Raw genomic sequence first — 24,430 nt, forward strand, 5'->3', positions numbered from 1 at the left:
GCGTTCACGGACTTCGGGGGAAAACTTGTTCTGCTTGCTCATAGTGGCTCCATTCTCTCAAAGGTTGGAGCCTCCGCAAAACCCGGGGCGATTCATTTATGAATTTAGCGCCCGCGCTGAGAACGTATCATAGCGATCATAAATATCCGCCCACCCAGGCGGCTTTTTCATGCCCCGCCCTGCCGGGGCTTTTATGTGTCCGCCACGATTCCTGATGCTGGCTTCCGGGACATCATGGGAAACTATTACAAAGTAACGATGTACATCGCAGAGTGGATGCATGATGCTTAGTACTCCATTGCTTCACCAACGCCAGAATGCTTCCATCAAGAGCTTTCACCATTATGGGCCCGTCAAGTTGACTCACAATCCATGATCTCATGTTGAATAATCTTGGAGCCTTCGCCCAAATATTACCTGGAGAACACAATGATCGTACTCACAAAGCCCGACTCGTTGCTACCGGTACCGCCGATAGAGGATTTCAAGAAACTCGTAGCTCGAAAGAGCTTTTACGGCAGCCCAACACAAGCCGAAATAACTACAACCCGCAAAAAACTAATTGCAGCCCTTAACGCCCGCTATCCGGGCCTACCATTCTAAGACCGACTACATTCGTTTAGCCCCAGTTTCAGTAACATAAAATACAAAGTAAAGCTGTCAATCTGACCTGATAAGGTCCACACTGAATACCCTGAGGCAACAAACACTCACTCCGGCCCAAACGCCAATTTGCCTCGTTCAGAATCATATGTCTGACACATATGGCCCATCGCTCGTTAGCTTCGTCGAAGCTACACTTTCCCGCGAAGGGTGACTCACCTGCCTTGATGCTTAGCTCAATCATAGGCAGCACACATAGAGGAGCCATCATGCTCCAGCAAAAATATCATTTAGGGTTCGTGCTGCGAAAGCTTCTCGCCACGGATATGAATTCCCCTCCACACCCACCTTCTCAAATTGATGAAATAGGCCATGGAAAGCGCCGCGTGCACTTGCGCCAGCGTATCCTGCGGCTGATGAAAGATCCAATCCCCGGCCTGCGCACTTAAGCCGCAGGATGGCCCGGCAGACATTTGCCCTACCCTCACCGTATTACGCCTCAAGCCAGTTCGCACTGAACGACACAGGCGGTAAGTTACCAGGAGTTCATCATGGAACAGAAACCCACCCAACAAACGAATCAAAACAAACCAGGTCAGCCAGGTCCCGATCACGCCAATCAAAACCCGGCACAACGCGACCCAGATCATGCAGACCAGAATCCTGGTCAGCAAGCTCAAGAACAGCAGAATCAAGATCAGAACGATCTTCAACGAGCTGAGAACGAAGGTCAGAAACCCAAGGAACAGCCTGGGCAAGACAAAAAAGACCTAGATCAGAACAAGAAAAATCCTCAGTAAGCTTTATACGGGGGCATCAGTTCCCCGTTCTACCGAAGCTCACTGCTACGCAAGGAGTAAAGCCATGAACAAAGATCAAGCAAAAGGCACCATTAAAGAAGTAAAAGGCGGCGCAAAAGAGGCCTTTGGCAAAGCTACAGAGAAGCCGTCGACCACAGTGAAAGGAAAGGCTGAAAAAGACATCGGCACAATGCAACGCAAGTTCGGCGATGCTAAGGATGCTGCTCAAAAGAACAAGTTGTGAGAACCTGACAACTCACCGACACCACTAAGTAGCGCTCAGGAAATATCGGATTGTCTGCGATAGACGTATCGCACCTAAACTCCAGACTCCTATCGCAAGCCCCTTTTCCGAGGGGCTTTTTTGCGTCCTGCTCCTGCACCAAGTCCTCTGGGCGCCCTCTCCCCTCGCTCCGACACCCGATGATCATCCGATCATCCTGGGATCGACTTCGCCATCCTACATGCCTCTCTGACCTGATATGGCCCGCCCTGCTGATGGTGGGGTTTTCCTTGATTCAACAAAATAACTAGCGCCACTATTGACAACCCCAATAACTAGTGGCACTATTACACCCATCGACTCACAGAACGCCTAGCCCCAAGGGCAGCAAGTAATGAGTCAGCAGTACCCCGCCAACGGCGGAATGCTCTTTAACAAAATGCCGACAACAGCACCCGGCCCCTTTAGGGGAAATGCGACCGGGAAGGCGCGCAACGGATCCACTCCGCGCCAACAAGCAATAGAGTGAAAACCGGCAATCAGTGCCTGCGGTGTGAGACCGCACAAGGGCGCTGCGATCCGGTGACTGGCGACATACAGCCAGCGCGTGGATTCCACCGAGCGCGAGGTATTTGGAGGATGACAGACCGGGAAAGACCGGCACACTGCGAGCCGCCAATAGAGGCGGGAGTTGCGCAGGAGAAGTAACCACGGCCTGGAAACAGGCCGAATCCGAGGCGGCTTTCAGTGAGAGCCGCGCCGGATGATCAAGGAGAAAGATATGTTCAACGCAAAAGAGACGATCACCAGCACCGCTTGGGTGCTTTGGTTTGCGACCTGCATCGCGGGGCTTATCGGGTGGATTTTGAACATCGTCAAGATATTTCAAATCCCGATGTCTCTTGGTGATTGGGGCGCTTTCGAAATCGCCCGCGTCATCGGGGTGTTTTTGGCCCCGCTAGGGGCTGTGCTTGGGTGGCTCTAGCAGGCTTACCTTCCTCTCCCCGAGCCCCTGCTGATCGGTTTATGGTCATGACCGGCACTCGCTCTTTTTATTCCTTCATTTGGGGCCTGAGCAGGCCAGCCCTGTTTATTAAGGGCTGGATCAGCCTTCGTTGTCTTTGCCTTTTTAGGCGGTTTACCTTGCTTGTCCATTTTTGACCTCCATTGGCCAATGGCGGCCACATCGGATTTGTTGTGGCCTAGCCCTTCAGCATAGGCCATATACCGAAATAAAGCCCGATATATCGATCAATCAACGCCTGCATAGCTGGGATAAGAGCATCACCCAGGCTCAGGCCCGCCCGGTTCGGTTAGCCGGGGTCATCAAGAATCCATACTGCGCCGCCCGCTTGGCCGTTCCGGGAGGTAATAGACGAAGGCCGAACCACGGAAGCCGTGGGGAAAATTTCGCAGCTAGTATGGATCCTTGATGGTGGCCGCATGACTGAAACTGACCTGCTGCGGAGTGGGTCCCGAGGGATCTACTGCTCACTTGTGGGCAAACAATACTCGGAGCCGGGGAAGGTAGCCCGGCCACCATCAAATCGAAGCGGATGCCGTCGCGTCCTGTCCTAGGCGGGAGGAACTACGCCAGCGCAGCTGTGCAGCTTCGCGTATGGGGTCCACGATACGGCCCCGCCGAATTCAAGAATGTCTACCACCGGCCAGCGAACGCTTCGGTTAGTACCTGGCGCTAGATGCCAGCCTAGGGTGGGAACGGCTGGACCGAAACCGGACAGGTATTGCGGGCGTGGGATTCGCTCAAGAGCCGGAAACTCTACCCCGACTGGCCGACCGTAAGCGGCCACGAATGCACCCCGAGAGGGCCGCGCCACAGAACACCGTGGCAATCCGAATGCAGGTCGAGCGCTGATCTGCAGGACGTAGGCCCGCCATAGAACGATCAGCATCGAGCCTCCGGTGCTGGTCTGGCCGGTCATCCGCATGACCGCACCCGCTGCACACATGGCCCACCGCGGGGCTGACGCAGCGCCGGACGAGGGTAACCGGCACCAATCAAAACCCGTAGCCAGGACGGGCCGCATTGCGGATAGACCTGGATCCGTAGGCCGGTCGAGCGGATTTACGTTATCACCGGCATCCAGAGCGCCACGCATGTCCTCTGATCTGATCCTCTAAGCCCGTCGGGTCGGGCAGGTTTGCGAAAAGCAGCGCGAGAGCGCAGGACAGATACGGACAAGACACGCGCTCCTTCCCTGTCATCCGGGATGGCGTGATCTGGACGAGTGGCTCACGAAACGAGCCAATTCACCCATCGCGGCAATGAAGCCGCAGCACTCCCCTACTCCTACCAACCCAAACCTAGCACGTGAAGGCCAGGCATTTGTCGGCAGGAGTGTTGCGCCTTGATTGCCGCCCATCAAACAGGAGAACACCATGCAAACACTCAAAACGCTCCCGCCTGATGAGCGCACGGGCGGCTTTGGCTGGGTACAAAGAGACTGGCTCGGCGCGGACAGCATCGTCCCGAACAGCGACAAATATGTCATAGCCGAGCAAGTCCGCACCCAAATGACGGCAGTGCTACGAGGCAGCCAGTCCAGCGTTCGAATCGCCCTGCGCGGATACGTCGTGCCGGTCGGTCGCTCTGATCTTGCTGATGTCATTCATGAGCAGATGCTGCAGCAGTCCGGCGTCATTGCAGACATGGTTGCCGCACTGGATGGCTGTCAGTCTGCCGCTCACCGGGCGAGTGTCGCATTCGACGCCGCCGTCGTCACTCTTGCCCACGAAACCGCACGGAGGCTTAGGTATGAATAACCAAAACTGGCCCAACGGCATCGACTATGGACATTCGAACTGGACGGGAAGCATCCCGCGCAGCCATCGCAGTTACTACGGCTCATGGGCGGAATGCGATGGGAAAGGCGGCTATGCAAAGAACAGTGGACGGATTCCGAAGAAAGCATGGGCTGTCGCTGTGCTAGTTATTGTTGGCGCAATCGGCTTTATGCATGTTGCCGTGGCGGCGGGGTTTTAAGGAAAGGAAATGAGCGAAGTCATCGAAAAAGAATCGACCGAATTGGTCACTTTGCCGCCGAAAGAAACGGCGCTGCAGGTGTTTACTGATACCGAAAAACTGGACGAGATTCTGGGCACGGTTCGCGCCAAGGTCGTTGGCACCGTCTACGACATGGACAAGCGCAAAGACCGTGAAGCCTGCGCCAGCGACGCGTACAAAGTGGCGCGAAGCAAGACGGCAATGGAAAAGCTGGGCGCTGCGGTGTCGGCGGAACTGAAGGAACTGCCGAAAAAGGTAGATGCTGGTCGGCGTTACCTGAAGGAAGGGCTGGAAGCGATTCAAGCCGAAGTCCGCGCCCCGCTGGATGAATGGGAGGCCGCTGAGAATGCCCGGATCGCCAAGCACAAGGCAGGCATCGAATGGTTCCACCTGCGTGCCGATGAGGACCGCGACCTGGACAGCGCCGAGTTGCGGGCCAGCATTGAGGAAGTCGGCGCCCGCGTCGTGGACGAGACGTGGGAGGAATTCGAGGCTGAAGCCCATCGAATGAAAGCCCGCGCCCTGGACTCACTGACTGCCGCTCTGGCTGCCCGCGAGAAGTACGAAGCCGAACAGGCGGAACTTGCCGAACTGCGCCGCAAGCAGGCCGAGCAGGAGCAGAAAGACCGTGAGGCCGAGATTGCCCGCCAAGCCGCCGAAAAGGCCAAGGCAGATGCTGAAGCCAAGGCCCAGGCCGAACGTGAAGCAGCTGCGAAGCGCGAAGCCGAGGCAAAGGCCGCAGCCGAGAAGGCCGAGCGTGACCGCCAGGAAGCCATCGAGCGCCAGAAGCAAGCCGAAGCCCGCGCCGAAGCCGAGAAACTGGCGGCTGAGCAACGCGCCAAGGATGCTGCTGAAGCTGCGAGGTTGGCTGAAATCAGGCGGCAGGCTGACGAAAAAGCAGCGGCAGAGGCCGAGCAGCGCAAGCGCGAAGCCGACCAGCAGCACCGAATCAAGATCATGGGCGAGGCAAAGCAAGCGTTCATGGGCATGAACATCACCGAAGAACTGGCTCGCTCCATCGTGCTGAAGATCGCGCGCGGTGAAGTTCCTCACGTCACTATCAATTTCTGAGGGAATCATGACAACAGAAATTATCGAAGCGCCGCAATCGTCAGTCGCCGCGCCCGCCCCTGCTGGTTCGCCCATGGCACTGGCAATCGCCGCGTTGCAATCCGGCATGACGCCCGAGCAAATCGGGCAAATGATGGATTTGCAGGATCGGTACAACGCTGCCCAAGCAAAGAAAGCCTACGACGAAGCGTTTGCTGCGTTCAAGGCAGAGGGCGTGAAGATTATCAAGGGCCGTCAGGTAACGGATGGCCCGCTCAAGGGCAAGAGCTACGCGGAATTGCACGATGTGGTTAATGCAGTCACCGAAGCGCTTTCCAAGCATGGGCTGTCAACATGGTGGCGGCTGACGAAGGATGAAAAGGACTGGATGGAGGTCACTTGCTACCTTCGCCACATCAACGGCCACGAGGAAAAAGTCAGCATGGGCGGCCCGCCGGATGCTGGCGGAGCAAAGAATCCGATCCAGGCACGCGCCAGCACCAAGACTTATCTGGAACGATACACACTCAAGGCCATTCTCGGGCTGTCCGAAGAATCCGACGACACTGACGGCAACGTGTATCGGCAGGCCACAGTTGACGAATGGATCGAGAAAGCACGCACCGCACATGACGCCAAGGTACTGATCAGCATCAAAAAGGAAGGCGCCCAGATCTTCACCAAGGCCCGCGACCGCGACGGATATAAGACATTCATGCAGGCGGTTTCCGGGCGCATGGACGAAATCCAAGGAGGCCAAGATGCTTGATTACAAGTTTCGGTGCAGCAGTATCGGGAAGCTCATGGCGTCGCCCACCGCTGCCGCGATCAAGGCCGGAGAAATCCTCTCGGTGGGCGCAAAGACCTATATCCGGGAACTTGCCAAGCAGGAGATTTTCGGTGTCGATTTTGAGTTCTCGAACAAATACACCGAGAAAGGGATCGAGGTCGAAAGCGAATCGATTGCCCTGCTGAACCGCGTTCGCGGCTTGGCCTTGGAGAAGAACCAGGAGCGCAAGGCCAACGACTACATCACCGGCGAGTGTGACCTGTTCGATGTCGGGAACCGCCGAGGGCATGACCTGAAATCATCATGGTCGCTCGAAACGTTCCCAGCCTGGACGGTAGATGCCATCAACGGCACGTATGAATGGCAAATGCGCGGGTACATGTGGCTGTGGGATGCGGATGAGTGGGAGGTCAATTACGCGCTGGTAGACACGCCAGAGCGCCTCATCCGAGATGAGCCACTAGACCTGCATCTGGTATCCCATATCCCAGAGCGCATGCGTCTGACATCAGTCGTCATCAAGCGCGACTTCGACAAAGAGCGGGAAATGATGGCGAAGGTTAAGGCCGCGCGCGAGTACATGGGCGAGATCATTGAGGAATTCGAACAATCACATGCCGCGATGGAGGCGGCTTAAATATGGCACAACTCACAGGGCTTTTTCGAATCGGACGCGATGCAGAACTGCGATACACGCAGCAGAACGACGCTGTGGCAAGCATCTCTCTAGCCTACAACTACGGGAAGAAAGACCCGAACACGAACAACAAGCCTACCCAGTGGGTAGAGGGCGTTGTGTGGGGGCAAAGAGCCGAATCGCTGGCACCATATCTGCTCAAAGGAACCTTGCTGCACGTCACTATTGATGATCCTCATATCGAAACATTCCAAAAACAGGACGGCTCGCAAGGCATCAAGCTGACTGGCCGAATCAGCAACCTCGAATTCGCATCGCGCCCCGATAACGGAGCGCAGCCTCAGGCCCGCGCCCCACAACAGGCCCAGCAGCGCGCACAGGCAGCGCAGCGCCCTGCCCCGAATCCACCGCAGGGTGGCGGCGGAATGGCTGACTATGACGATGAGCCGCCTTTCTGATCGGGGATCGCCAATGTCTCAAATCAAAGTCGCCGTCTCCCTATGGATGAAAATCCCGCCATGGGGGACGGCCAAACAGCACCCTGACGCCACGTTTTACACAGTAGACGTAATCGCCCCACCAGGCTCCACGGCCGAGGACATCGCCGCTGCAATCAAGAGTCAGATCAGCGATTTTGAGGACAGAAAATGAGCGGAATACAGGCAATGGTCAACCAGTTGCAGACGGCGCAGCATTTGCGCCTCCCGGAAAAACATCAGCGCATCCTTGAAATGCATGATCGCGGCACAACACAGCGCGAGATTGCGCATCGCGTGTCCGCATCGCTGTCAACGGTGAATGCGGTCATCAACCGCTATCGGGTGAGGGGTGAGGCATGACTATCAATACACAGAAGCTGCGCCAACGCGCAATCGAGTCCGGTGACGGCCTCCTTCGCGGGCCTGCGCTAGCAGCAGCAGACCACATCGACGCACAGGCAGCGGAGATAGAACGGCTGCGGGAGGCTCTGGAATGGTACGCCAGCATGTCAAAGCAGATGGGAAAAGCAGCACTGAACCAAGACAGCCAATCCATTCTCGCGCTGATGAAGGATTTTGCGGTGGACTACGGTGGCCGCGCCCGCGCCGCCCTATCGGGAGAATCCAATGGCTGACAAGTACGAAACACTGCGGGCTGCGCTACCCGAACTGGTCGATGAGGCCCGACGCCAAGGCGGCATCAATCCACGGGCACAGTTGATCATCGACCTGCTGGCAGAGCGGGATGCGCTGCGGGAAACTATGCATACGGTTGCCGATCTTGCGTCCCAAGAGTGGCAGGACCAGCACGGAAAGCGCATGGCAGCGACCGGCAATGACGGTAAGCGCTTCTGGTTTATCACCGATGATGTAATGCAGGAAGTTCGCGCCGCCCTGGCCCAACACCAAGGAGAAAAGCATGGCGATCAATGACGGTGGGCCAGCGTATCCGCTGCCGGTAAATGACGAGCAGTGCCGCGCCCGATTCGATAGCGGCTATGGCGGCATGAGCCTGCGCGATGCAATGGCAATGTCCGTCCGCCTGCCGGATGACTACAGCGCGAAATGGGGCGAGGCGTTGATCGGTGAGCAGGCGCCCAACAGCGTTGAGCCAGCGTCCGTGCATATCGACTGGTGGATGCGCGTCGAGGCGGCATATCGCTACCGTATGGCCGACGCCATGCTCCGCGCCCGCACCCAGGACGCCAGCCATGAACAGGAGCAACCATGAAAATCAAACTCCGCACCCTGATCCTCTGCCTGATCGTCGTCTACGGGGTCATTTTCCCCGCAGTTATCGCTGCCCTTGTATGGGCGTCTGGGGGTTGATATGGGAATCACACAGAAAGAACAGGACGCCTGGCACGCTGGCATCGCTGCTGGCCGGGAGATTGAGCGGCAGAATGCGGCGGCGCGGGAGCATGCAACCAAAGCATGCAACCCAAGCTTGCAACCTGTTGCGACCGCGTTCTTCACCGAGAAAGGCGAAGTTGCATACACGGGACTATTCGACCGCACAATAAAGGCGCTTGAAGCAGTCAAGACAACTCGCATGGGCATCTCGGCTGGTTCGATAAACCTCTACGCCGCCCCCGTTGCCGCCCAGCCCCAACCATCCGGGAATGCCGGAGAGTTGCCGCCATTGCCAGAGCCAGGAATGACGAGCTTCGATTACGGGTCGGCAATCAATTGGTTCACGGAGTCCCAAATGCAAGCCTATGCCCGCGCCGCCATCGAAGCCGACCGCAAGCGCAGGGGTGAGCCGGTGGCGTACCGTCTACTGCGCAAGAACGCTGACGGCGAGTGGGTGACGGACGGCCGACCCTGGTGCGATGGCGTCCCGGACGCGGACCTGGTGAAAGACTCGGAAAAGAGCGGACAGTATCGGATTGAGTACGCATTTGCTGCCCCACAACCCGCCGAGCCGGTGAAGGTGCCGAGTGATGCGGATATTGATGCGGTTTTCAACGACATGCCTGATGGCGCAAATAGCTGGTTGAAATCTTGGGGGTACAGGCAGTTTGCACGCGCCCTACTCGCCCGCTACGCCACCACAAAGGAGCAACCATGACCCGATACGCCCTAGTAAACGGCAAATGGGTGCGCTGCATCATCCTCAAGAGCGGATCTCGGCTGATCTCAGCCAGGACGGATGATGACTGAGCGAATCGAGGCCGTCCTGAGAGTGACGGCCCATCACTGGAAGCTGAGCGCCCCATTGGGGCGTTCGTGATTTAAGGGAGTAGGATATGTTTCTCACGCCCGATGAGGTGGCGCCAATGGGCCGGCTTGCCAGGCTATTTGCGGGCGAAACCGCCGACGCATTCCTCGATAAAAGCAACGTACTAGAACGTGCCGAACCATGTAGGAGGTTGTGCGGCGTCTATTTCCTGCTGGACGGCGACGACATTGTTTACATAGGGCAGTCGACCAACATAATCAATCGAATCGCGCAGCACGTCGATAAGGCGTTTGAACGATTCGCCTACATCGAATGCGAGCAGTCAGCGCTCAACATGGTTGAGTCGATATTCATTCATCGGTATCGCCCAAAGTTGAACTTCGTGCGAGTCGCTGGATATCTTGTTGCGCCGGTGTCCCTGTCCGATATAAGGCGCACCGCCCCGGTGTATCACCAGGCGATGGCAGATCAAGAAACGGGTGTTACGAAGGAGTCCACATGCTCTCAGTAATAGAGGCCTCCAAGCGCCTGGGCGTCTCGCCGCGCACCGTATACGATCTGGCTGCGCCCGCCGGGCCGATCCCCTGCCATCGGATCGGGCGCAGAATCATCTTTGCAGAAGAAGACATACAGGAGTATCTGCGGTCATGCCGATATACAGAGATAAAACGCGAGGTTGCTTCGTTTTTGAATTCGACCGTGTCGTTGAGGGCCAGCGGGTCAGGGCTCGAAAGCTACTTCCGAAAACGTGGACGAGAGCCCAAGCTGACGCCTACGACCGACAAGAAGCGGCCAGACTCTACGCCGTTGCAACTCGTGTCGAACGGCACCAGCACACGATAGAGGACGCTGTTGCTATATATCTCAAGGAACGTGTGCCAGGACTGAAATCCGGCGACAACATTATGGGTGAGCTCGCGCAGATGTACTGGGCATATCAGGGCAGGCCAATGTCCGCCCTGGCGGATGCTTGCAAGGAGTACACGGCGAAAGCAAGAAAGGCGAACGGCTCAAAACTGGCTGCCGCCACCCTGCGCAACCGCATTCGCTACCTGACAAGCGCCTGCCGATACGCCTGGAAGCATCACGGCATGAGCGAGCACGACCCAGCTGACAGGGTGATATCGCCCACCGTGCGCAATGAGCGACGGTTCTTCATCGACCGCCGCCAGATGCTGCAACTCTGCCGGGCCAGCAAACACCGTGCGACTCGCGCTGCAATCCGCATTGCTTTCTATAGCGGCATGCGAATATCAGAGATCAAGCGCGCTGAACGAGTCAATGGCATGTTCGTACTGCACGACACAAAAAACGGCGAGCCGCGCCATGTGCCGATCCACCCACGTATACGCTGCTGCGTGGGTATCGCCCTGCCCGACCAGAGCCGGATATCCAAGCATTTCCGAGATGCCAGGAAGGCTGTCGGAATGGACTGGTTGCACTTCCATGACCTACGCCACAGCGCCGCCAGCGAGATGATCAATGCCGGCGTCGACCTGTACACTGTGGGCGCGGTGCTGGGACACAAGTCAGCGGTCAGCACAAAGCGCTACGCTCACCTTGCCACCGACTCCATAAAAGACGCCCTCACTCAGATTGGTCGCAAGAAAGTAGCCTGATTCTGATGGGGGAAATCTTGACAGAGCCAGGGCAAAACATGGGTTTTGGGGCGGTCAGCGCAAAACGAGAACGCAGTATCCATGCGGGTTTGCAGGGATCGCATACTTCCCGGCACTTACTCATAATCCGTTGGTGCCGAGTTCGACTCTCGGGGGGCCCACCAGATTATGCGCAGATCGGCAAAATGCCAGCCTTCCCAGGCTGGCATTTTGCTTTTGAAGGGGGCTGCCGCGGCCGAGCCTTCAGCCCTCCGCGGCGAGATTCTCGCCGGCATCCGCCCAGCGCCAGCAGCCCCTGCCCTTGAGCTTGCACAGATACAGTGCCTCATCCGCCGCCTTGAATATCTCGTCGAATGTATCGCCATGGTCCGGCACGCGGCTGGCTCCGATGCTCGTGCTGATGCAGACTTCGCTTCCCCCGATGAGCATGGGCGCTTTCACGACCTCCAGCACACGATCGCATATATGCCCGACCTGCGCATCATCGACGGATTCCGCCAGCAGAATGCCGAACTCATCGCCGCCGAACCGGCACACCAGATCGCTCTCCCTCACGCAGGACAGCAGGCGCTTGGCCACGACGCGCAGCACTTCGTCTCCCGCATCGTGGCCGAGCTGGTCATTGACATGCTTGAACCTGTCCAGATCCAGCATCAGGAACGCGACCTTCGCCTCCCGAGTCGAGCCCCGCGCCTGATCCCAATGCATCATCAGCTTGCGCCGATTCGCCAGCCCTGTCAGAAAATCCTCGTAGGCGTGGCGCAGAATGCTCTTCTGCATCTGGTCGCGTGCCGGCATATCGTCGAAGAACGCGATGGAAAGGTCCTTGGCATGAAGAATCATCCCGCCAAGCGCTACCGTAATCACCGTATCGTTGACCGACTTGATATCGATCTCCGTCTCTGCAATGATTTCAACGCCGCTTTCGACGGGTGCATCGTTCCACAGGGAAGACCACAGCCTTTCGATCTCTCCGCGCTGCATTTCCTGGGTATACGACCTGATGAAATCGTCGATCGTCGTAATATTGTCGGCGATATGGCCGAACCTGCGCGTAAAAGCCTTGTTATGGAAGCGGATCCTGCGATCGCTAAGGGTGGCGCAACTGATGGGAATGGGCAGCATGTCCAGTATCAGCAGGAGCTCTTCCAGCGAAGGGGTATGTTCAATACCGTTTTTCGCAATCATTTGCATATCGGCTCCTCGGATCCATCGAGTGGCGATGGCGACATCTGCCATCGTCCAGGCATCGGTTGCCATTATGCTTGCAGTTGAAAGTCCGTACCAGACATGAAATCAAAAGAACTGTCATTTTTTGAAATGTCCGGGCCGGCTTGCCGCATGATTGCCCAACCATTTCGCCGAAGCCGCCCGAATGCGGCCTGGATCATCCCCAGCGCAGCATTCCGCCGGCCGAGGAGGTCAGCTTCTCCAGCGGAGCCGTTTTCCTGAAGGTGGTTGGCGCCATTCTGAGCTGTTTGCGGAAAATGCTGGTGAAGGCGGACGTGCTGGGGTATCCCACGGCCCGCGCGATCGCAGCAATGCTGGCCGAGGATTCGAGCAGCATGCGTTGCGCGGCGCGCATGCGCTCCTGAAGAATATACGCCTCCAGCGTCTGCCCGAAGGTTTGCTCGATCAGCAGCGAAAGGCCGTCGCGATCCATGTTCACTTCCGATGCGATGCGCTGCTCCAGGCCGGCATCCGACATGTGCCGCTCGATGCATTGCAGAATCAGACGGATCGTGTCCTGCCCCGATCCGGATACAACCGTATCGGCATCATCGCTATTCTTGTCTCCGCGTTTTGCCATCAGTCTCCGCCTTTTCGCCGGCATGAAGCAATCCACGAAGGCTGCTTCATATCCGGGCCTATCCGAATGAAGGACAAGACGATTATTGAATAAGGGACATGGAAAGGCGGAAATAAAGCGTGTAATGCCTTGACAAAATGTTCGCTGGCATCCGGGCGATGCCTGCCCGGATGCCAGCGATGCTGCGTATATATCGAGGACGATCCCGGCCTGAAGGCCGGGGCTTGCGCCAGAGCGCGTGTTCAGGAAAGGCGGAACTCCTCGCGCAGCGAGCTCGCCTGCCCCGCCGCCGCGCCCACGTCGGGCGAGGATTCCTGGACTGCCTTGGCCAGCAGTTCGCGCACATGCGAAAGATCGGAGCGCAGCGCCGACAGTTCCTGACCGCTGAGACGGACAGCAGCGTCCTGGTCGAACGGCACATCGTTCGCATCGCCCAGCCTGTTGCGCGCGCCGCTGATGGTAAACCCCTGCTCGTACAGCAGGTCGCGGATACGGCGGATCAGCAGGACTTCATGATGCTGGTAGTAGCGGCGATTTCCACGGCGCTTTACCGGCTTGAGCTGAGTGAACTCCTGCTCCCAGTAGCGCAGCACGTGCGGCTTGACGCAGCACAGGTCGCTGACCTCGCCAATGGTGAAGTACCGCTTGGCCGGGATGGGAGGCAGGACGACGGATTTTTCGTTTGAACTCATGATGGGAAAATCATATGCCTGTTAGTTAGCTGGTACCCTAACACAATGCGGCCGGGCGCGTCACTCCTGCGTCGCAGGCACTGTATTTTCCACCGAAGCCTTGAGCTTCTGGCTGGCATGGAAGGTTACCACCCTGCGCGCGGCAATGGGGATGACCTCGCCCGTCTTGGGATTGCGCCCAGGACGCGGCGGCTTGTCGCGAACCTGGAAGTTGCCGAATCCCGACAGCTTCACCGCGTCGCCCTGGGCGAGCGTATCGCGGATTTCCTCGAAAAAGCTGTCGACGATGTCCTTGGCTTCGCGCTTGTTCAAGCCTACGCGCTCGAACAGCAGTTCCGCCAGTTCGGCCTTGGTGAGTGTACGCGGCTCCTGCAGCATGGTCAGACTCCCTCAAGCGCGCTGGCGCACGCCGTGCGTGCGCACAAGCGCATCCAGAAGACGGTGGATGCACTGCTCCACCCGTTGATCGTCCAGCGTGGCCTCCGCATCCTGCAGCCAGAAACGCAGGGCCAGGCTCTTTTCAGTCGCCTGCTGCCCGGCGGAGGTATCGCGCCACACATCGAACAGCCGGATTTCGCGCACGATGGCCAAGGATGCTTCCGCAGCGATCGTCTTGTGCAATGTATCCAGCAAAGATTGATACTCTACATCCACCCCGGCCCATACCGCAAGGTCGCGCACAACGACAGGCTGGCGCGAGAGATCGCCGGCCTGGGCCAGCCTTGCCTGGGACACGGCCTGGGCGTCCAGCTCGAACACAACCGGCGCATGGGCCAGCCCGCTTTCCTGCACCCAGCGCGGATGCAGCTCGCCCAGCCAGCCGATCGGCCTGCCCTCGAACACCAGGCGGGCGCCGCGCCCCGGATGCAGCAGGGGATGCTGGTCGGCCTTGCACACCAGCGCATCGGTCTTGGCCCCCATCAGGACCTCCACATCTTTCTTCACATCGAAGAAATCGACCTGGCGCACAGGCACGCCCCACTGCTCCTGGAAGGCGGGCCCCCAGGCAGCGCCGGCCAGGTACTGCGGCTGGCGAATGCCCGCGACATGCAGATCCGCATCCTTGACCTCGGCATCGCGAGCGAATACGCGGCCCAGCTCGAACACGCGCACACGGCTCTGGCGGTGCTTGGCGTTATGCACGATATTGGCCACCAGCCCCGGAATCAGGCTGGAGCGCATCACGGAAAGATGGCTTGCGATGGGATTGAGCAGCTGGATGGGGTCGGCGTTGCCCACCCATTCCTTCTCCCAGGCCTCCTCGACGAACGAGAAATTGATGACCTCCTGGTACTCGCGCGACGCAATGGCCTGCCTCAGCTCGTGCGGGCTACGTTGCACTTCCAGCGGCACATTCATGCGCGCCTCGGCGACAGGAGGCACGTCGGGAATGTTCTCGAAACCATGAACGCGCGCCACTTCCTCGATCAGGTCTTCTTCGATGGACAGGTCGAAGCGATAGGCCGGTGGCGTCACGACGAAGGTTTCGCCCTCGACCGTGAACGGCAGTTGCAGCCGCGTGAAGATAGAGGCCGCCTCGTCGTGCGTGACATCCACGCCCAGTACGCGCTGGCAGCGCGACAGACGCATGCCGACGGGATTGCGCGGAGGCAACGCCACGCACAGGTCGTCCACCGGACCGACGCTGCCGCCGCAGATGTCCACGATCAGGCGGGTGATGCGTTCGATGTGCTCGGGGATCGAGGAAAAATCGACGCCGCGCTCGAAGCGATGGCTGGCCTCGGAACCAAAACGATAGCGCCGGGCCTTGCCCATGATGGCCTCGGGATGCCAATAGGCGGTCTCGAGGTAGATGTTCGTGGTGTCCAGCGTAACGGAAGTGGCTTCTCCACCCATGATGCCCGCCAGGCTTTCCGGCACATCGCCGGCAACGATGACGCCGACGTCCGGCTCCAGCGCCAGCGTCTGTCCATTCAGCAGCGTAATCTGCTCGCCCTTGCGGGCCCAGCGCACTTCCAGGCTGCCCTGGATCTTGTCCAGGTCGAACACATGCGACGGGCGCCCCAGTTCGAGCATGACGTAGTTGGAAATGTCGACCAGCACGGACAGCGAGCGCTGTCCCGCCCGTTCCAGCCGCGCTTTCATCCAGGCGGGTGTCTGGGCGCGCGCATTGACGCCGCGGATGACGCGGCCCGCGAAGCGGCCGCACAGGTCCTTGTCCTTGACTTCGACCGGCAGGCGCTCGTCCAGCGTGACCGGCACCGGCGTGTATTCCGGCAGCGTCAGCGCCGCGCCAGTCAGGGCGGAGACTTCGCGCGCCACGCCCAGGATGGAAAGGCAGTCGGCGCGGTTCGGCGTCAGCTTGAGCGTGAAGACCGTATCGTCCAGGTCCAGCGCTTCGCGAATGTCCTGTCCCTCAGGCAAGGCATCGTCCAGCACCAGCAGGCCGTCGTGCTCCTGTGAAAGACCGAGCTCCCGCGACGAGCACAGCATGCCGAAGGATTCGATGCCGCGCATCTTGGCCTTGCCGATGGCGAATCCGCCCGGCAGCCTGGCGCCCAGGCGAGCCAGCGGCACCTTCAGGCCTTCGGCCGCATTCGGCGCACCGCAGACGATCTGCAGCAGTTCGCCGGAGCCGTCGTCCACGCGGCAGACGCGCAGCTTGTCCGCATTCGGATGGGGCTCGACGCCGGCGATGCGCGCCACCACCACGCCGCTGAAGGGAGGCGCGGCCGACTCGGCTTCCTCGACCTCCAGGCCAGCCATCGTCAGGCAATCGGCCAATGCCTGCGACTCCATATCGGGATCTGCAAATGCGCGTAACCAGGACTCAGGGAATTGCATAATGTTCTTTACGGATTCAGGTTGGCGGCATGCAAGCCGCGGAGACTATCGGCGACGGGCCGGCATCAACGGTTGAACTGCCGCAGGAAGCGCAGGTCGCCCTCGTAGAACTGGCGCAGGTCGTTCACTCCGTAGCGCAGCATGGTCAGGCGCTCCAGTCCGGAGCCGAAGGCGAAACCGATGTAGCGCTCGGGATCCAGGCCGAAATTGCGCACGACCGTGGGATGCACCTGCCCCGCGCCGGAGATTTCCAGCCAGCGGCCGCGATTGGGGCCGGACGTGAACATCATGTCGATCTCCGCCGACGGTTCCGTGAACGGGAAGAAGGACGGACGGAAGCGCACCGACAGGTCGTCGCTTTCGAAGAAGGCGCGCAGGAAGTTGGTGTAGACACCCTTGAGATCGGCGAAGGAAATATCCTCGGCGATCCAGAGTCCTTCCACCTGGTGGAACATGGGGGAATGCGTGGCATCGCTGTCGACGCGATAGGTGCGTCCCGGTGCAATGACCTTGATCGGCGGCTGGTGCATGCGCGCATAGCGCACCTGCATCGGACTGGTGTGCGTACGCAGCAGCAGCGGCAGCCCGCCTTCGTCGTTCATGTCGACGTAGAAGGTGTCCTGCATGGAGCGCGCGGGATGGTTCTCCGGATTGTTCAGCGCAGTGAAATTGGTCCAGTCGTTCTCGATCTCGGGACCGTCGGCCACATCGAAACCGATGGAACGGAAAATGGCCTCGACGCGCTGCCAGCTCTGGATGACGGGATGGATGCCGCCCGAGCCCAGTCCGCGCCCAGGCAGAGTGACATCGATGGTTTCCAGCGCCAGGCGCCTGTCCAGTTCGGCCTGCGCAAGCTGCCCGCGCCGCTCGTCCAGCAGCGCTTCGATCTGCTGCTTGATGCGGTTGATATGCGCGCCCTGGGTGCGTTTCTGCTCGGGATCGAGCTTTGCCAGGCCCTTCAGCAGTTCCGTCAGCGCCCCCTGTTTTCCAAGGAAGCGGGCCTTGGCGTTTTCAAGAGCCGCCGCGTCGGCAGCCTGTGCAAACTGTTCTTGCGCCTGGACGACCAGGTCATCAGCCGTTGATGTCATGAATACGGGTTCCCAAAATGCGAACGGAGCCCTCTAGAGCCCCGTTCGCAATAATACCGGATTTTAAGGAGACCCTGATTCAGGACCTCCCCAGACAGCTTAGGCTGTCAGTGCCGCCTGCGCCTTGGCGACGACGGCGGCGAAGCCGGCCTTGTCGTTGACCGCCATATCGGCCAGCACCTTGCGATCCAGTTCGATGGCCGCCTTCTTGGTACCAGCGATGAAGACGCTGTACGTAACGCCCAGTTCGCGGCAGGCTGCGTTGATACGCGCAATCCACAGGGAACGGAAGGTACGCTTCTTGTTGCGACGGTCGCGGTAGGCATACTGCCCGGCCTTCATGACCGCCTGTTTTGCAACCCGGAATACATTACCGCGGCGACCGCGATAGCCCTTGGCTGCTTTGATGACTTTCTTGTGGCGTGCGTGTGCGGTGACGCCGCGTTTTACGCGTGGCATAGAATCCTCCTATCAAGCAAAAGGCAACATGGCTTTGACCGAAGCGACGTCCGCCTCGTGCACAGCCGTAGAACCGCGCAGCTGGCGCTTGTTCTTTGTGGTTTTCTTGGTGAGGATGTGGCGCTTGAAGGCCTGACCCCGCTTGATGGATCCGCTGCCGCGAACCTTGAAGCGCTTCGCAGCGCCCTTCTTGGTTTTCATCTTAGGCATGATTCAAACTCTGTTAATGCATGACGGCGGGTGGCAGCTATACGAAAAGCGGCTCTTGACGACCCAGCAATCACTTAGTGTTTTCCCTGCCCAAAAGCAGGAAAGCCTCTGATTATAGAATGTTGCGCTCGTGTTTGTCCAGCAGCGGCCCGTCTTTGTGCACACTCTCACCACGGCTGCCGATACTGGATGGCCTCGGCCACGTGCGCGACGTCGATCACGGGCTCGGCCGCCATGTCGGCAATCGTCCTGGAAACGCGCATCACCCTGTGCACCACCCTGCCGGACCAGTCCCAACGCTCCATCGCCTGCGTCAGCAGGCCACGCGCGGCACTCGACAGCCTGCAGGCCGACTTCATCGCCTCCAGCCCCAGCCGGGCGTTCAGGCCGCCCTGCCGGCGCAACTGCAATTCGCGGCAGGCCAGCACCCTGGCGCGGACGTCCCTCGAGGCTTCCCCTGCAGGCAGTTCCAGCCAGCCGGCATCGGGCGCCGGCAGGCCGATCTGGAGATCGATGCGGTCCAGCAGCGGCCCCGAAAGCCTGTCGCGATAACGCTGCACCTTGTCCGGAGTGCAGGTGCAGGGCCGCCGCTTGTGTCCGAACCAGCCGCAAGGACAAGGGTTCATTGCCGCCACCAGTTGGAAATCCGCCGGGAAGGACACCGATCCTCTTGCCCGCGCAATGGAGACATGCCCGGTTTCCATGGGTTCCCGCAGGGACTCCAGCACCCGCCGGTCGAACTCCGGCAACTCGTCCAAAAACAGCACGCCATGGTTGGCCATGCTGATTTCTCCCGGCCTGGGGATCGCTCCGCCTCCGACCAGCGCAGGCACCGAGGCGCTGTGATGCGGGGTGCGAAACGGCGCCCGCAGGCTGATTCCCGTCTCGCGTCCCGTGAGACCATGCAATGCGGCGACATCCAGGGCCTGCGCTATCGACAGATCGGGCAGCAGCCCCGGCAGCCGCTGGGCCAGCATGCTTTTCCCCACGCCGGGAGATCCCGACATCAGCAGGCTGTGGCCGCCCGCCGCCGCCAGTTCCAGTACTCGGCGCGCCATGCCCTGGCCCTGGACGTCGGACAGGCACAGCGGAGCCTCGCCCGGTGCATCGCAAGCCTCTTGCGGCGCGGCCCGGGCAAGCGGCATGGCCTGCGAGAAATGCGCCACGACTTCGGCCAGACACGATGCGGACAGCACCTTCAGCCCGGGAACCATCGCCGCCTGCCCCGCACAACCTTCCGGCAGCACCAGCCTGGCATCCGGCATCAGACGCCGCACTCCCAGGGCAATCGCCAGCGGAGCCGACACGGGAACCACGGCCCCCGTCAGGGACAACTCCCCGGCAAATACGTATCCCTGCACGTCCGGCGGCGCTGGTTCGCCCTGCCCGTCCGATACGGCAATCTGGCCGGATGCCAGCATGACTCCCAGTGCAATCGGAAGATCGAAGCGCCCGGACTCCTTGGGCAGGTCCGCGGGAGCCAGATTGACGGTGACGCGCCCCGATGGAAAGGAAAAACCGCTGCTGACGATGGCGGCACGGACACGTTCGCGGCTTTCCCGGACCTCGGCGTCGGGCAGCCCGACCACCTGGAAGGACGGCAGCCCCGTCCCCACATGCACTTCGACGCGCACGCAAAGCGCCTGCAATCCACGCAGCGCGCAACTCGACAATACGGCAAGCGACATGCCATCCTCTTGGGCTATGGATGACCTGCATGGCGACATGGAATCGATGGCATACAGGCCGGCAAAAGCCCAGTATGCGGGCATGGCCGCGCGGCATCACGCAAGATGCACGCTTTCGTCCATGCGTAGAACTACGCCTGTTCAGTCGGCGGACGGCTCCGAACCGGCTTCGCCGGCAGTGCCGGACTGCGGCTCCAGCTCGCGCATCCTGGCCTCCAGGGCCACGATCCTGGCCAGCGCCCGCTCGAGCAGTTGGGCCTGCACATCGAACTCCTCGCGGGTAATCAGATCCAGCCTGGAGAATGTCTGCGTCATCATGGCCCTGACATTGCGCTCGATGTCGGCCGCCGGACTCTTGGCGATCAGGTCGGATACATTCTTCTGGAATTCCTCGAACCATTCGTTGCGTGTGTTCATATACACATTCTCCTGTGACGTAAGTGTCGTGGCATCGTACGCACAACGATAAGGCGTAGTGTAACGCCTGATATCAAACCACAAGAACCGCCAAAAAAATCCCCCACGCTGCGCAGGCTGACGCCTGCTTGCCGCCTCCCCCCAAGGGGACACCTTTTGCCTTGGGGCGGCCCGGCGGCAAAAGAACAAGCGTCAGCATTTTTGCGCTGACGCTTGCCAGGAAGCGCTGCCTGAATATTTTCGGGCTTACGGCGCCGCCCCCAAAGCCTTCAGTCGCGCATCGACCCAGCTTGCATCGTAGGCGCCGGCATCGATATCGGCCAATGTCTGTTCTTCGATTGCATGTTTTTTGGCGGTTTCCCGATAGATATGCTCGACATCATCGAAAGATACGCACAGCAAGCCATCAGCGTCGCCAATCATGAGATCGCCCGGCTCGATGACCATGCCGCCAAGAGATATCGGAACATTGATTTCTCCCGGGCCATCCTTGTAAGGGCCTCGATGCGTGACACCGGCGGCAAACACCGGAAAGTCGCCACGGCGGATTACGGCGGAATCGCGAATGGCGCCATGGATGACAATACCCGCCAAACCTCGCTTCTTCGCGTAAGCGACCATGATCTCGCCAATGATGGCATTGGTAAGATCTCCGCCTGCATCCACGACGATTACATCGCCTGCCTGGGCCACTTCCAAAGCCTTGTGCACCATAAGATTATCGCCGGGGCGGCAGCGCACAGTAACGGCAGGTCCCCCCATTACCGTGCCATCATGCATGGGACGCAATTGGGCGCCTCCGGCAAACATACGCGACATCACATCGCTGACATTGGCCACCGGTAGCTGGCGGTAGCGCTCGACGACAGCGGCGTCGACGGCACGCGCACGCTGTCTAATCTGAAATCCAATCATGATTTTTCCAAATTGACGTGTTACGAGCCATTATTGAGGCTCAATTCCCGACTCTTTGACCAGGCCACCGAACAGATCGGTATCCTCTTTCTGGCGCTCCGCCATATCCGCCGCGCTGCTTCCGATAGGCGCATATCCGGCTTGCTTGAGCCTCTCTGTCATCTCAGCGCTGGCAACCGCATCCCGCATCGCTTTGTTCAGCTCGGCGACCACATCCTCAGGAATGCCCGCCGGCCCGGCCAGCCCCCACCAGATAGCCTGCTTGACATCCGCATACCCCGATTCGGCAAACGTCGGAATATCAGGCAAAGCAGGCGAACGAGCCTCGCCGATCACGGCAATAGGCTTGACATCCTTGGAAAGAATGTGAGGCAGCAGCGAGGCCACTGATCCCGTATAGATATCGATCCGGCCACTGCTGAGATCAGGGAACGCCTGCGACCAGCCGCGATACGGCACATGACTCAACTCAATGCCCGCGGCTTTCCCGAATAAATGCCCCAGCAGATCTCCCGTACCGCCCACGCCCGGTATGCCCAGGGTGATGACTCCTGGCTTCTCTTTCGCCGCCATCACGATATCGGCCAGCGTATTGAAGGGGGAACTCGGCGCAACCACATAGACGCTGGGAGAACTGGCCACTAGGCCAATCGGAGTGAAGTCCTTGAAAGTATCGTATGAAAGCTTGCGATACAGCCAAGGGTTAAGGGCAATATTGTCAGTCTGCGCCATTACCAGAGTATGCCCATCCGGCTTCGCACGCGCAGTCGTATCCAAAGCTAGATTCCCTCCCGCCCCCGGCTTATTTTCCACAACGATATTCCATCCCGTTTGACTGGTAATGGTGTTCGCCAGCATGCGGGTCAGCGTATCCGTACCGCCCCCGGGCGGATAAGGCGCGATGAAAGTAACAGCCCCTTGCCCAAGAGAAGACGCCGCGGACGCTCCTCCCAACAGCAATGCGGCGGCAAGAAACGCCCCTTTCGCATAACGGTATGCCATGTATATCTCCTAATTATGAGTACAGCAAGCCATCAAGAATTGTTTTTTTGCTGTTCGAACAACCAGTCGAGACTGTTCTGGATCGTCGGCTCTTCCAGCAGAGGATCCGCAGCTATCGACCCCGATGTTCTTTCGAACAATGCCATCACGCCGTCCAGCGCAAGCGGTTGAATTCCATCTTGCCGCAACTGCGCGCGCGCCTCCTGCACCTCTTTCAATCTCCTGCCCGCATGTCTTACATGCGTAGTGACAACCGTTTCCATGAAACTACGGATAGGAGATTGGTCGATATCGGACAAGACTTCATACAGCTCCTGTCTCAACCCTCGCTGTTCCGCCGCCATCAGACACTCAACCGCCAATGCCTCGAGGCCTTTGGTGAATACACTGCGAAGCAACTTGAGCGCGACCGCATCGCCAGCGGCAGCGCCAACCTTTCTCGAGGGTGCGCCGACGGCACGCATGATTTCTATCAGTTCATCAGCAGCGTCTCCTGCGCATAGCAAAGGAGTACGAGCGCCGCCCAAGCCGATCGCACCTGTGATTGCCACATCCGCATATTTCACGCCGGCGGCGGCGGCCAGCTCTCCCGAAGCTCGCAGATCCCCGGGATTTCCCGTGGTGAAGTCCGCGTAAATCGCGCCTTTTCGCATATCTGGCAAAGATTGGCGCGCGACATCCAGAGCCACACCGCCAAATACCGCGGAGATGACCAAATCCACCTGCGCCAGCCAAGGCCCTGATGAAGAGTGGAGCAGCGCACCAATCTCATTGGCATATGCCTCAAGCCCACGTCCTGGGTTGCTGTCACATACGCCGGTAATTTGGTGTCCCGCCTGGCTCAACGCCGCCGCATAACAGCGGCCGACATCCCCGCACCCGATGATCGCTATATTCATAAAAATACAATAAAAAAAACAATATTGCTATGATAAGCGATATTATCCCAATCAACCCTAGTGATTACCCTTGTTTTGTATAATAATTGTATTTAAATACTAGATAAGGACCGTCGAACGCATTGCGACAGCCTATTGAAGCCTCATAGCCGTCCGGATCCTGCCCGCTTGCTTGTCCACGCCGCTGAATCGGATGGGAGCGGGAAATTGAACGAAAACCTGTCACGCAGAAGGCGAACCATCCAGGCGCTGGCTCATGAATATCTGATTGGATGTCAGTAAATGGCAGGACATGATCTGCTCGGCAAGGTCCCCGTGCCGAAGCTCCACCGCCATGACAATATCTTTGTGGTGCTGAAGGCTGCGCCGAAAATCCTCAATGTCATACAGGAAGAACGAGCGTGTAATTACTGGCATATCGATCATCGTCGCCAGCATGACCTTCAAGCGTTGGGAACCTGCCGCCTCAAGAAGCAGATGATGAAAAGCACTGTTAGCCGCCTGTATCTCAGCAATTGATTCCGCCCCGTTAAGACTGGCATCGATCGCCTGTTCCATCTGAGCATTGCATCGCTTCAGTTTTTCAATGATATCCATCCCTGCTCTTTCCGCTGCAAGACGTGCAGCAAAAGGCTCAAGGCGGATACGCAGCCGGAACATATCCTCGATGTCCCACCGTGTCCAGCCTGCCACAAACACTCCTCGCCCTTCCTCGGCTACGGCAAGACCGTCTTCCACCAATCGTTTCAGCGCAGCTCGTACCGGAGTGCGGCTTATCTCCATATCCGCAGCGATATGGCTTTCCTTGAGCTGTGTTCCCGCCTGATAGTGACCGGCGACGACCCGCTTTTTAAGGATCTCGTAGATTTTCTGGCTGTTCATCTTCATGTTGCGACCCGGATATAGCGTTTGTACGCGTACCTGCAGGATACCCTGCTCCTTCTTCGGCTTCTTGAAAACAATGAATGTAGCAGTGTCGGACCGTGTGCTCAACGCTGATAAGCCCATCCCTAATATGTATTTTTTTTGTTCTTTTA

The 24,430-nt window shown here is 58.9% G+C and carries 31 protein-coding genes and 1 pseudogene; 18 read left to right on the plus strand and 14 right to left on the minus strand.

From position 1 onward, the window contains the following. The first annotated feature begins 872 nt into the window (after positions 1-872). From EV686_RS17410 to EV686_RS17495, 18 genes and pseudogenes are all read left to right on the plus strand, one after another. The gene (locus EV686_RS17410; protein WP_132478236.1) at positions 873-1,052 is read left to right on the plus strand and encodes a hypothetical protein; all 180 of its coding nucleotides are present in this window, start codon (positions 873-875) and stop codon (positions 1,050-1,052) included. A gap of 102 nt (positions 1,053-1,154) precedes the next feature. Next, positions 1,155-1,403, plus strand: a complete 249-nt coding sequence (locus EV686_RS17415; protein WP_132478237.1) for a hypothetical protein — start codon at positions 1,155-1,157, stop codon at positions 1,401-1,403. Between the two features lie 64 nt (positions 1,404-1,467). Then, positions 1,468-1,647: a CsbD family protein gene (locus tag EV686_RS17420; RefSeq protein ID WP_132478238.1), complete on the plus strand. Its 180-nt coding sequence runs from the start codon at positions 1,468-1,470 to the stop codon at positions 1,645-1,647. Between the two features lie 760 nt (positions 1,648-2,407). After that, positions 2,408-2,611 carry a hypothetical protein gene (locus EV686_RS17425; protein WP_132478239.1) on the plus strand — a complete coding sequence of 68 codons (204 nt, stop codon included), beginning with the start codon at positions 2,408-2,410 and terminating at the stop codon, positions 2,609-2,611. A 1,415-nt stretch (positions 2,612-4,026) separates the two neighbouring features. After that, positions 4,027-4,410 carry a hypothetical protein gene (locus EV686_RS17430; RefSeq protein ID WP_132478240.1) on the plus strand — a complete coding sequence of 128 codons (384 nt, stop codon included), beginning with the start codon at positions 4,027-4,029 and terminating at the stop codon, positions 4,408-4,410. Then, positions 4,403-4,630: a hypothetical protein gene (locus EV686_RS17435; RefSeq protein ID WP_132478241.1), complete on the plus strand. Its 228-nt coding sequence runs from the start codon at positions 4,403-4,405 to the stop codon at positions 4,628-4,630. The genes EV686_RS17430 and EV686_RS17435 overlap by 8 nt, the downstream gene beginning before the upstream one ends. Before the next feature lie 9 nt (positions 4,631-4,639). Then, positions 4,640-5,722: a hypothetical protein gene (locus EV686_RS17440; RefSeq protein ID WP_132478242.1), complete on the plus strand. Its 1,083-nt coding sequence runs from the start codon at positions 4,640-4,642 to the stop codon at positions 5,720-5,722. A 7-nt stretch (positions 5,723-5,729) separates the two neighbouring features. After that, a complete protein-coding gene (locus EV686_RS17445; protein ID WP_132478243.1) occupies positions 5,730-6,470 on the plus strand; it encodes an ERF family protein in 741 nt (246 codons plus the stop codon). After that, on the plus strand, positions 6,463-7,128 hold the full coding sequence (locus tag EV686_RS17450; protein WP_132478244.1) for a hypothetical protein: 666 nt from the start codon (positions 6,463-6,465) through the stop codon (positions 7,126-7,128). Before EV686_RS17445 ends, EV686_RS17450 begins: the two co-directional genes overlap by 8 nt. 2 nt (positions 7,129-7,130) lie before the next feature. Next, positions 7,131-7,586: a single-stranded DNA-binding protein gene (locus tag EV686_RS17455; protein ID WP_132478245.1), complete on the plus strand. Its 456-nt coding sequence runs from the start codon at positions 7,131-7,133 to the stop codon at positions 7,584-7,586. Between the two features lie 207 nt (positions 7,587-7,793). Beyond that, entirely contained in the window at positions 7,794-7,967 is a 174-nt protein-coding gene (locus EV686_RS17460; protein ID WP_165972674.1) for a winged helix-turn-helix transcriptional regulator, read from the plus strand. Beyond that, a complete protein-coding gene (locus tag EV686_RS17465; protein WP_132478247.1) occupies positions 7,964-8,242 on the plus strand; it encodes a hypothetical protein in 279 nt (92 codons plus the stop codon). The genes EV686_RS17460 and EV686_RS17465 overlap by 4 nt, the downstream gene beginning before the upstream one ends. Next, entirely contained in the window at positions 8,235-8,540 is a 306-nt protein-coding gene (locus EV686_RS17470) for a hypothetical protein (RefSeq protein WP_132478248.1), read from the plus strand. Before EV686_RS17465 ends, EV686_RS17470 begins: the two co-directional genes overlap by 8 nt. Beyond that, entirely contained in the window at positions 8,527-8,838 is a 312-nt protein-coding gene (locus EV686_RS17475) for a hypothetical protein (protein WP_132478249.1), read from the plus strand. Before EV686_RS17470 ends, EV686_RS17475 begins: the two co-directional genes overlap by 14 nt. A 99-nt stretch (positions 8,839-8,937) precedes the next feature. Next, positions 8,938-9,678: a hypothetical protein gene (locus tag EV686_RS17480; protein WP_132478250.1), complete on the plus strand. Its 741-nt coding sequence runs from the start codon at positions 8,938-8,940 to the stop codon at positions 9,676-9,678. A gap of 178 nt (positions 9,679-9,856) precedes the next feature. After that, entirely contained in the window at positions 9,857-10,300 is a 444-nt protein-coding gene (locus EV686_RS17485; protein ID WP_132478251.1) for a GIY-YIG nuclease family protein, read from the plus strand. Beyond that, positions 10,288-10,383: pseudogene (locus EV686_RS19165) on the plus strand (helix-turn-helix domain-containing protein); the annotation flags it as partial. The gene EV686_RS17485 and the pseudogene EV686_RS19165, both read left to right, overlap by 13 nt. A 53-nt stretch (positions 10,384-10,436) precedes the next feature. Next, entirely contained in the window at positions 10,437-11,408 is a 972-nt protein-coding gene (locus EV686_RS17495; protein ID WP_243650943.1) for a tyrosine-type recombinase/integrase, read from the plus strand. Positions 11,409-11,651: 243 nt separating this feature from the next. On the opposite strand, the gene EV686_RS17500 is transcribed toward EV686_RS17495, so the two are convergent. The 14 genes from EV686_RS17500 to EV686_RS17565 all read right to left on the minus strand — a co-directional run bounded on the left by EV686_RS17500 (position 11,652) and on the right by EV686_RS17565 (position 24,281). Continuing rightward, positions 11,652-12,596 carry a GGDEF domain-containing protein gene (locus tag EV686_RS17500; RefSeq protein WP_165972675.1) on the minus strand — a complete coding sequence of 315 codons (945 nt, stop codon included), beginning with the start codon at positions 12,594-12,596 and terminating at the stop codon, positions 11,652-11,654. Between the two features lie 199 nt (positions 12,597-12,795). After that, the gene (locus EV686_RS17505) at positions 12,796-13,218 is read right to left on the minus strand and encodes a helix-turn-helix domain-containing protein (protein WP_165972676.1); all 423 of its coding nucleotides are present in this window, start codon (positions 13,216-13,218) and stop codon (positions 12,796-12,798) included. A 242-nt stretch (positions 13,219-13,460) separates the two neighbouring features. Further along, on the minus strand, positions 13,461-13,910 hold the full coding sequence (locus EV686_RS17510; protein ID WP_132478256.1) for a MerR family transcriptional regulator: 450 nt from the start codon (positions 13,908-13,910) through the stop codon (positions 13,461-13,463). 60 nt (positions 13,911-13,970) lie between these two features. Further along, on the minus strand, positions 13,971-14,288 hold the full coding sequence (locus EV686_RS17515) for an integration host factor subunit alpha (protein ID WP_132478257.1): 318 nt from the start codon (positions 14,286-14,288) through the stop codon (positions 13,971-13,973). A 12-nt stretch (positions 14,289-14,300) separates the two neighbouring features. Next, entirely contained in the window at positions 14,301-16,715 is a 2,415-nt protein-coding gene (pheT, locus tag EV686_RS17520) for a phenylalanine--tRNA ligase subunit beta (RefSeq protein WP_132478258.1), read from the minus strand. A 65-nt stretch (positions 16,716-16,780) separates the two neighbouring features. Continuing rightward, positions 16,781-17,803 carry a phenylalanine--tRNA ligase subunit alpha gene (gene pheS / locus EV686_RS17525; RefSeq protein WP_132478259.1) on the minus strand — a complete coding sequence of 341 codons (1,023 nt, stop codon included), beginning with the start codon at positions 17,801-17,803 and terminating at the stop codon, positions 16,781-16,783. A 99-nt stretch (positions 17,804-17,902) separates the two neighbouring features. Continuing rightward, on the minus strand, positions 17,903-18,262 hold the full coding sequence (gene rplT, locus EV686_RS17530) for a 50S ribosomal protein L20 (protein ID WP_132478260.1): 360 nt from the start codon (positions 18,260-18,262) through the stop codon (positions 17,903-17,905). Positions 18,263-18,274: 12 nt separating this feature from the next. Next, positions 18,275-18,472 (minus strand): 50S ribosomal protein L35, encoded by a 198-nt coding sequence (gene rpmI, locus EV686_RS17535; protein ID WP_132478261.1) that lies wholly within the window; start codon positions 18,470-18,472, stop codon positions 18,275-18,277. 167 nt (positions 18,473-18,639) lie between these two features. Then, on the minus strand, positions 18,640-20,160 hold the full coding sequence (locus EV686_RS17540; protein ID WP_132478262.1) for a YifB family Mg chelatase-like AAA ATPase: 1,521 nt from the start codon (positions 20,158-20,160) through the stop codon (positions 18,640-18,642). 141 nt (positions 20,161-20,301) lie between these two features. After that, positions 20,302-20,577, minus strand: a complete 276-nt coding sequence (locus tag EV686_RS17545) for an accessory factor UbiK family protein (RefSeq protein ID WP_132478263.1) — start codon at positions 20,575-20,577, stop codon at positions 20,302-20,304. 246 nt (positions 20,578-20,823) lie between these two features. Beyond that, positions 20,824-21,492 (minus strand): RraA family protein, encoded by a 669-nt coding sequence (locus tag EV686_RS17550; protein WP_165972677.1) that lies wholly within the window; start codon positions 21,490-21,492, stop codon positions 20,824-20,826. Between the two features lie 30 nt (positions 21,493-21,522). Next, positions 21,523-22,494: a Bug family tripartite tricarboxylate transporter substrate binding protein gene (locus EV686_RS17555; RefSeq protein WP_132478265.1), complete on the minus strand. Its 972-nt coding sequence runs from the start codon at positions 22,492-22,494 to the stop codon at positions 21,523-21,525. A 32-nt stretch (positions 22,495-22,526) separates the two neighbouring features. Next, positions 22,527-23,393: an NAD(P)-dependent oxidoreductase gene (locus EV686_RS17560; protein ID WP_132478266.1), complete on the minus strand. Its 867-nt coding sequence runs from the start codon at positions 23,391-23,393 to the stop codon at positions 22,527-22,529. A 222-nt stretch (positions 23,394-23,615) separates the two neighbouring features. Then, positions 23,616-24,281, minus strand: coding sequence for a GntR family transcriptional regulator (locus tag EV686_RS17565; RefSeq protein ID WP_207901866.1), 666 nt, complete (start codon positions 24,279-24,281; stop codon positions 23,616-23,618). Between the last annotated feature and the right edge of the window lie 149 nt (positions 24,282-24,430).

The organism is Paracandidimonas soli (assembly GCF_004342005.1).
GTDB classification, from domain to species: Bacteria; Pseudomonadota; Gammaproteobacteria; order Burkholderiales; family Burkholderiaceae_B; genus Paracandidimonas; species Paracandidimonas soli.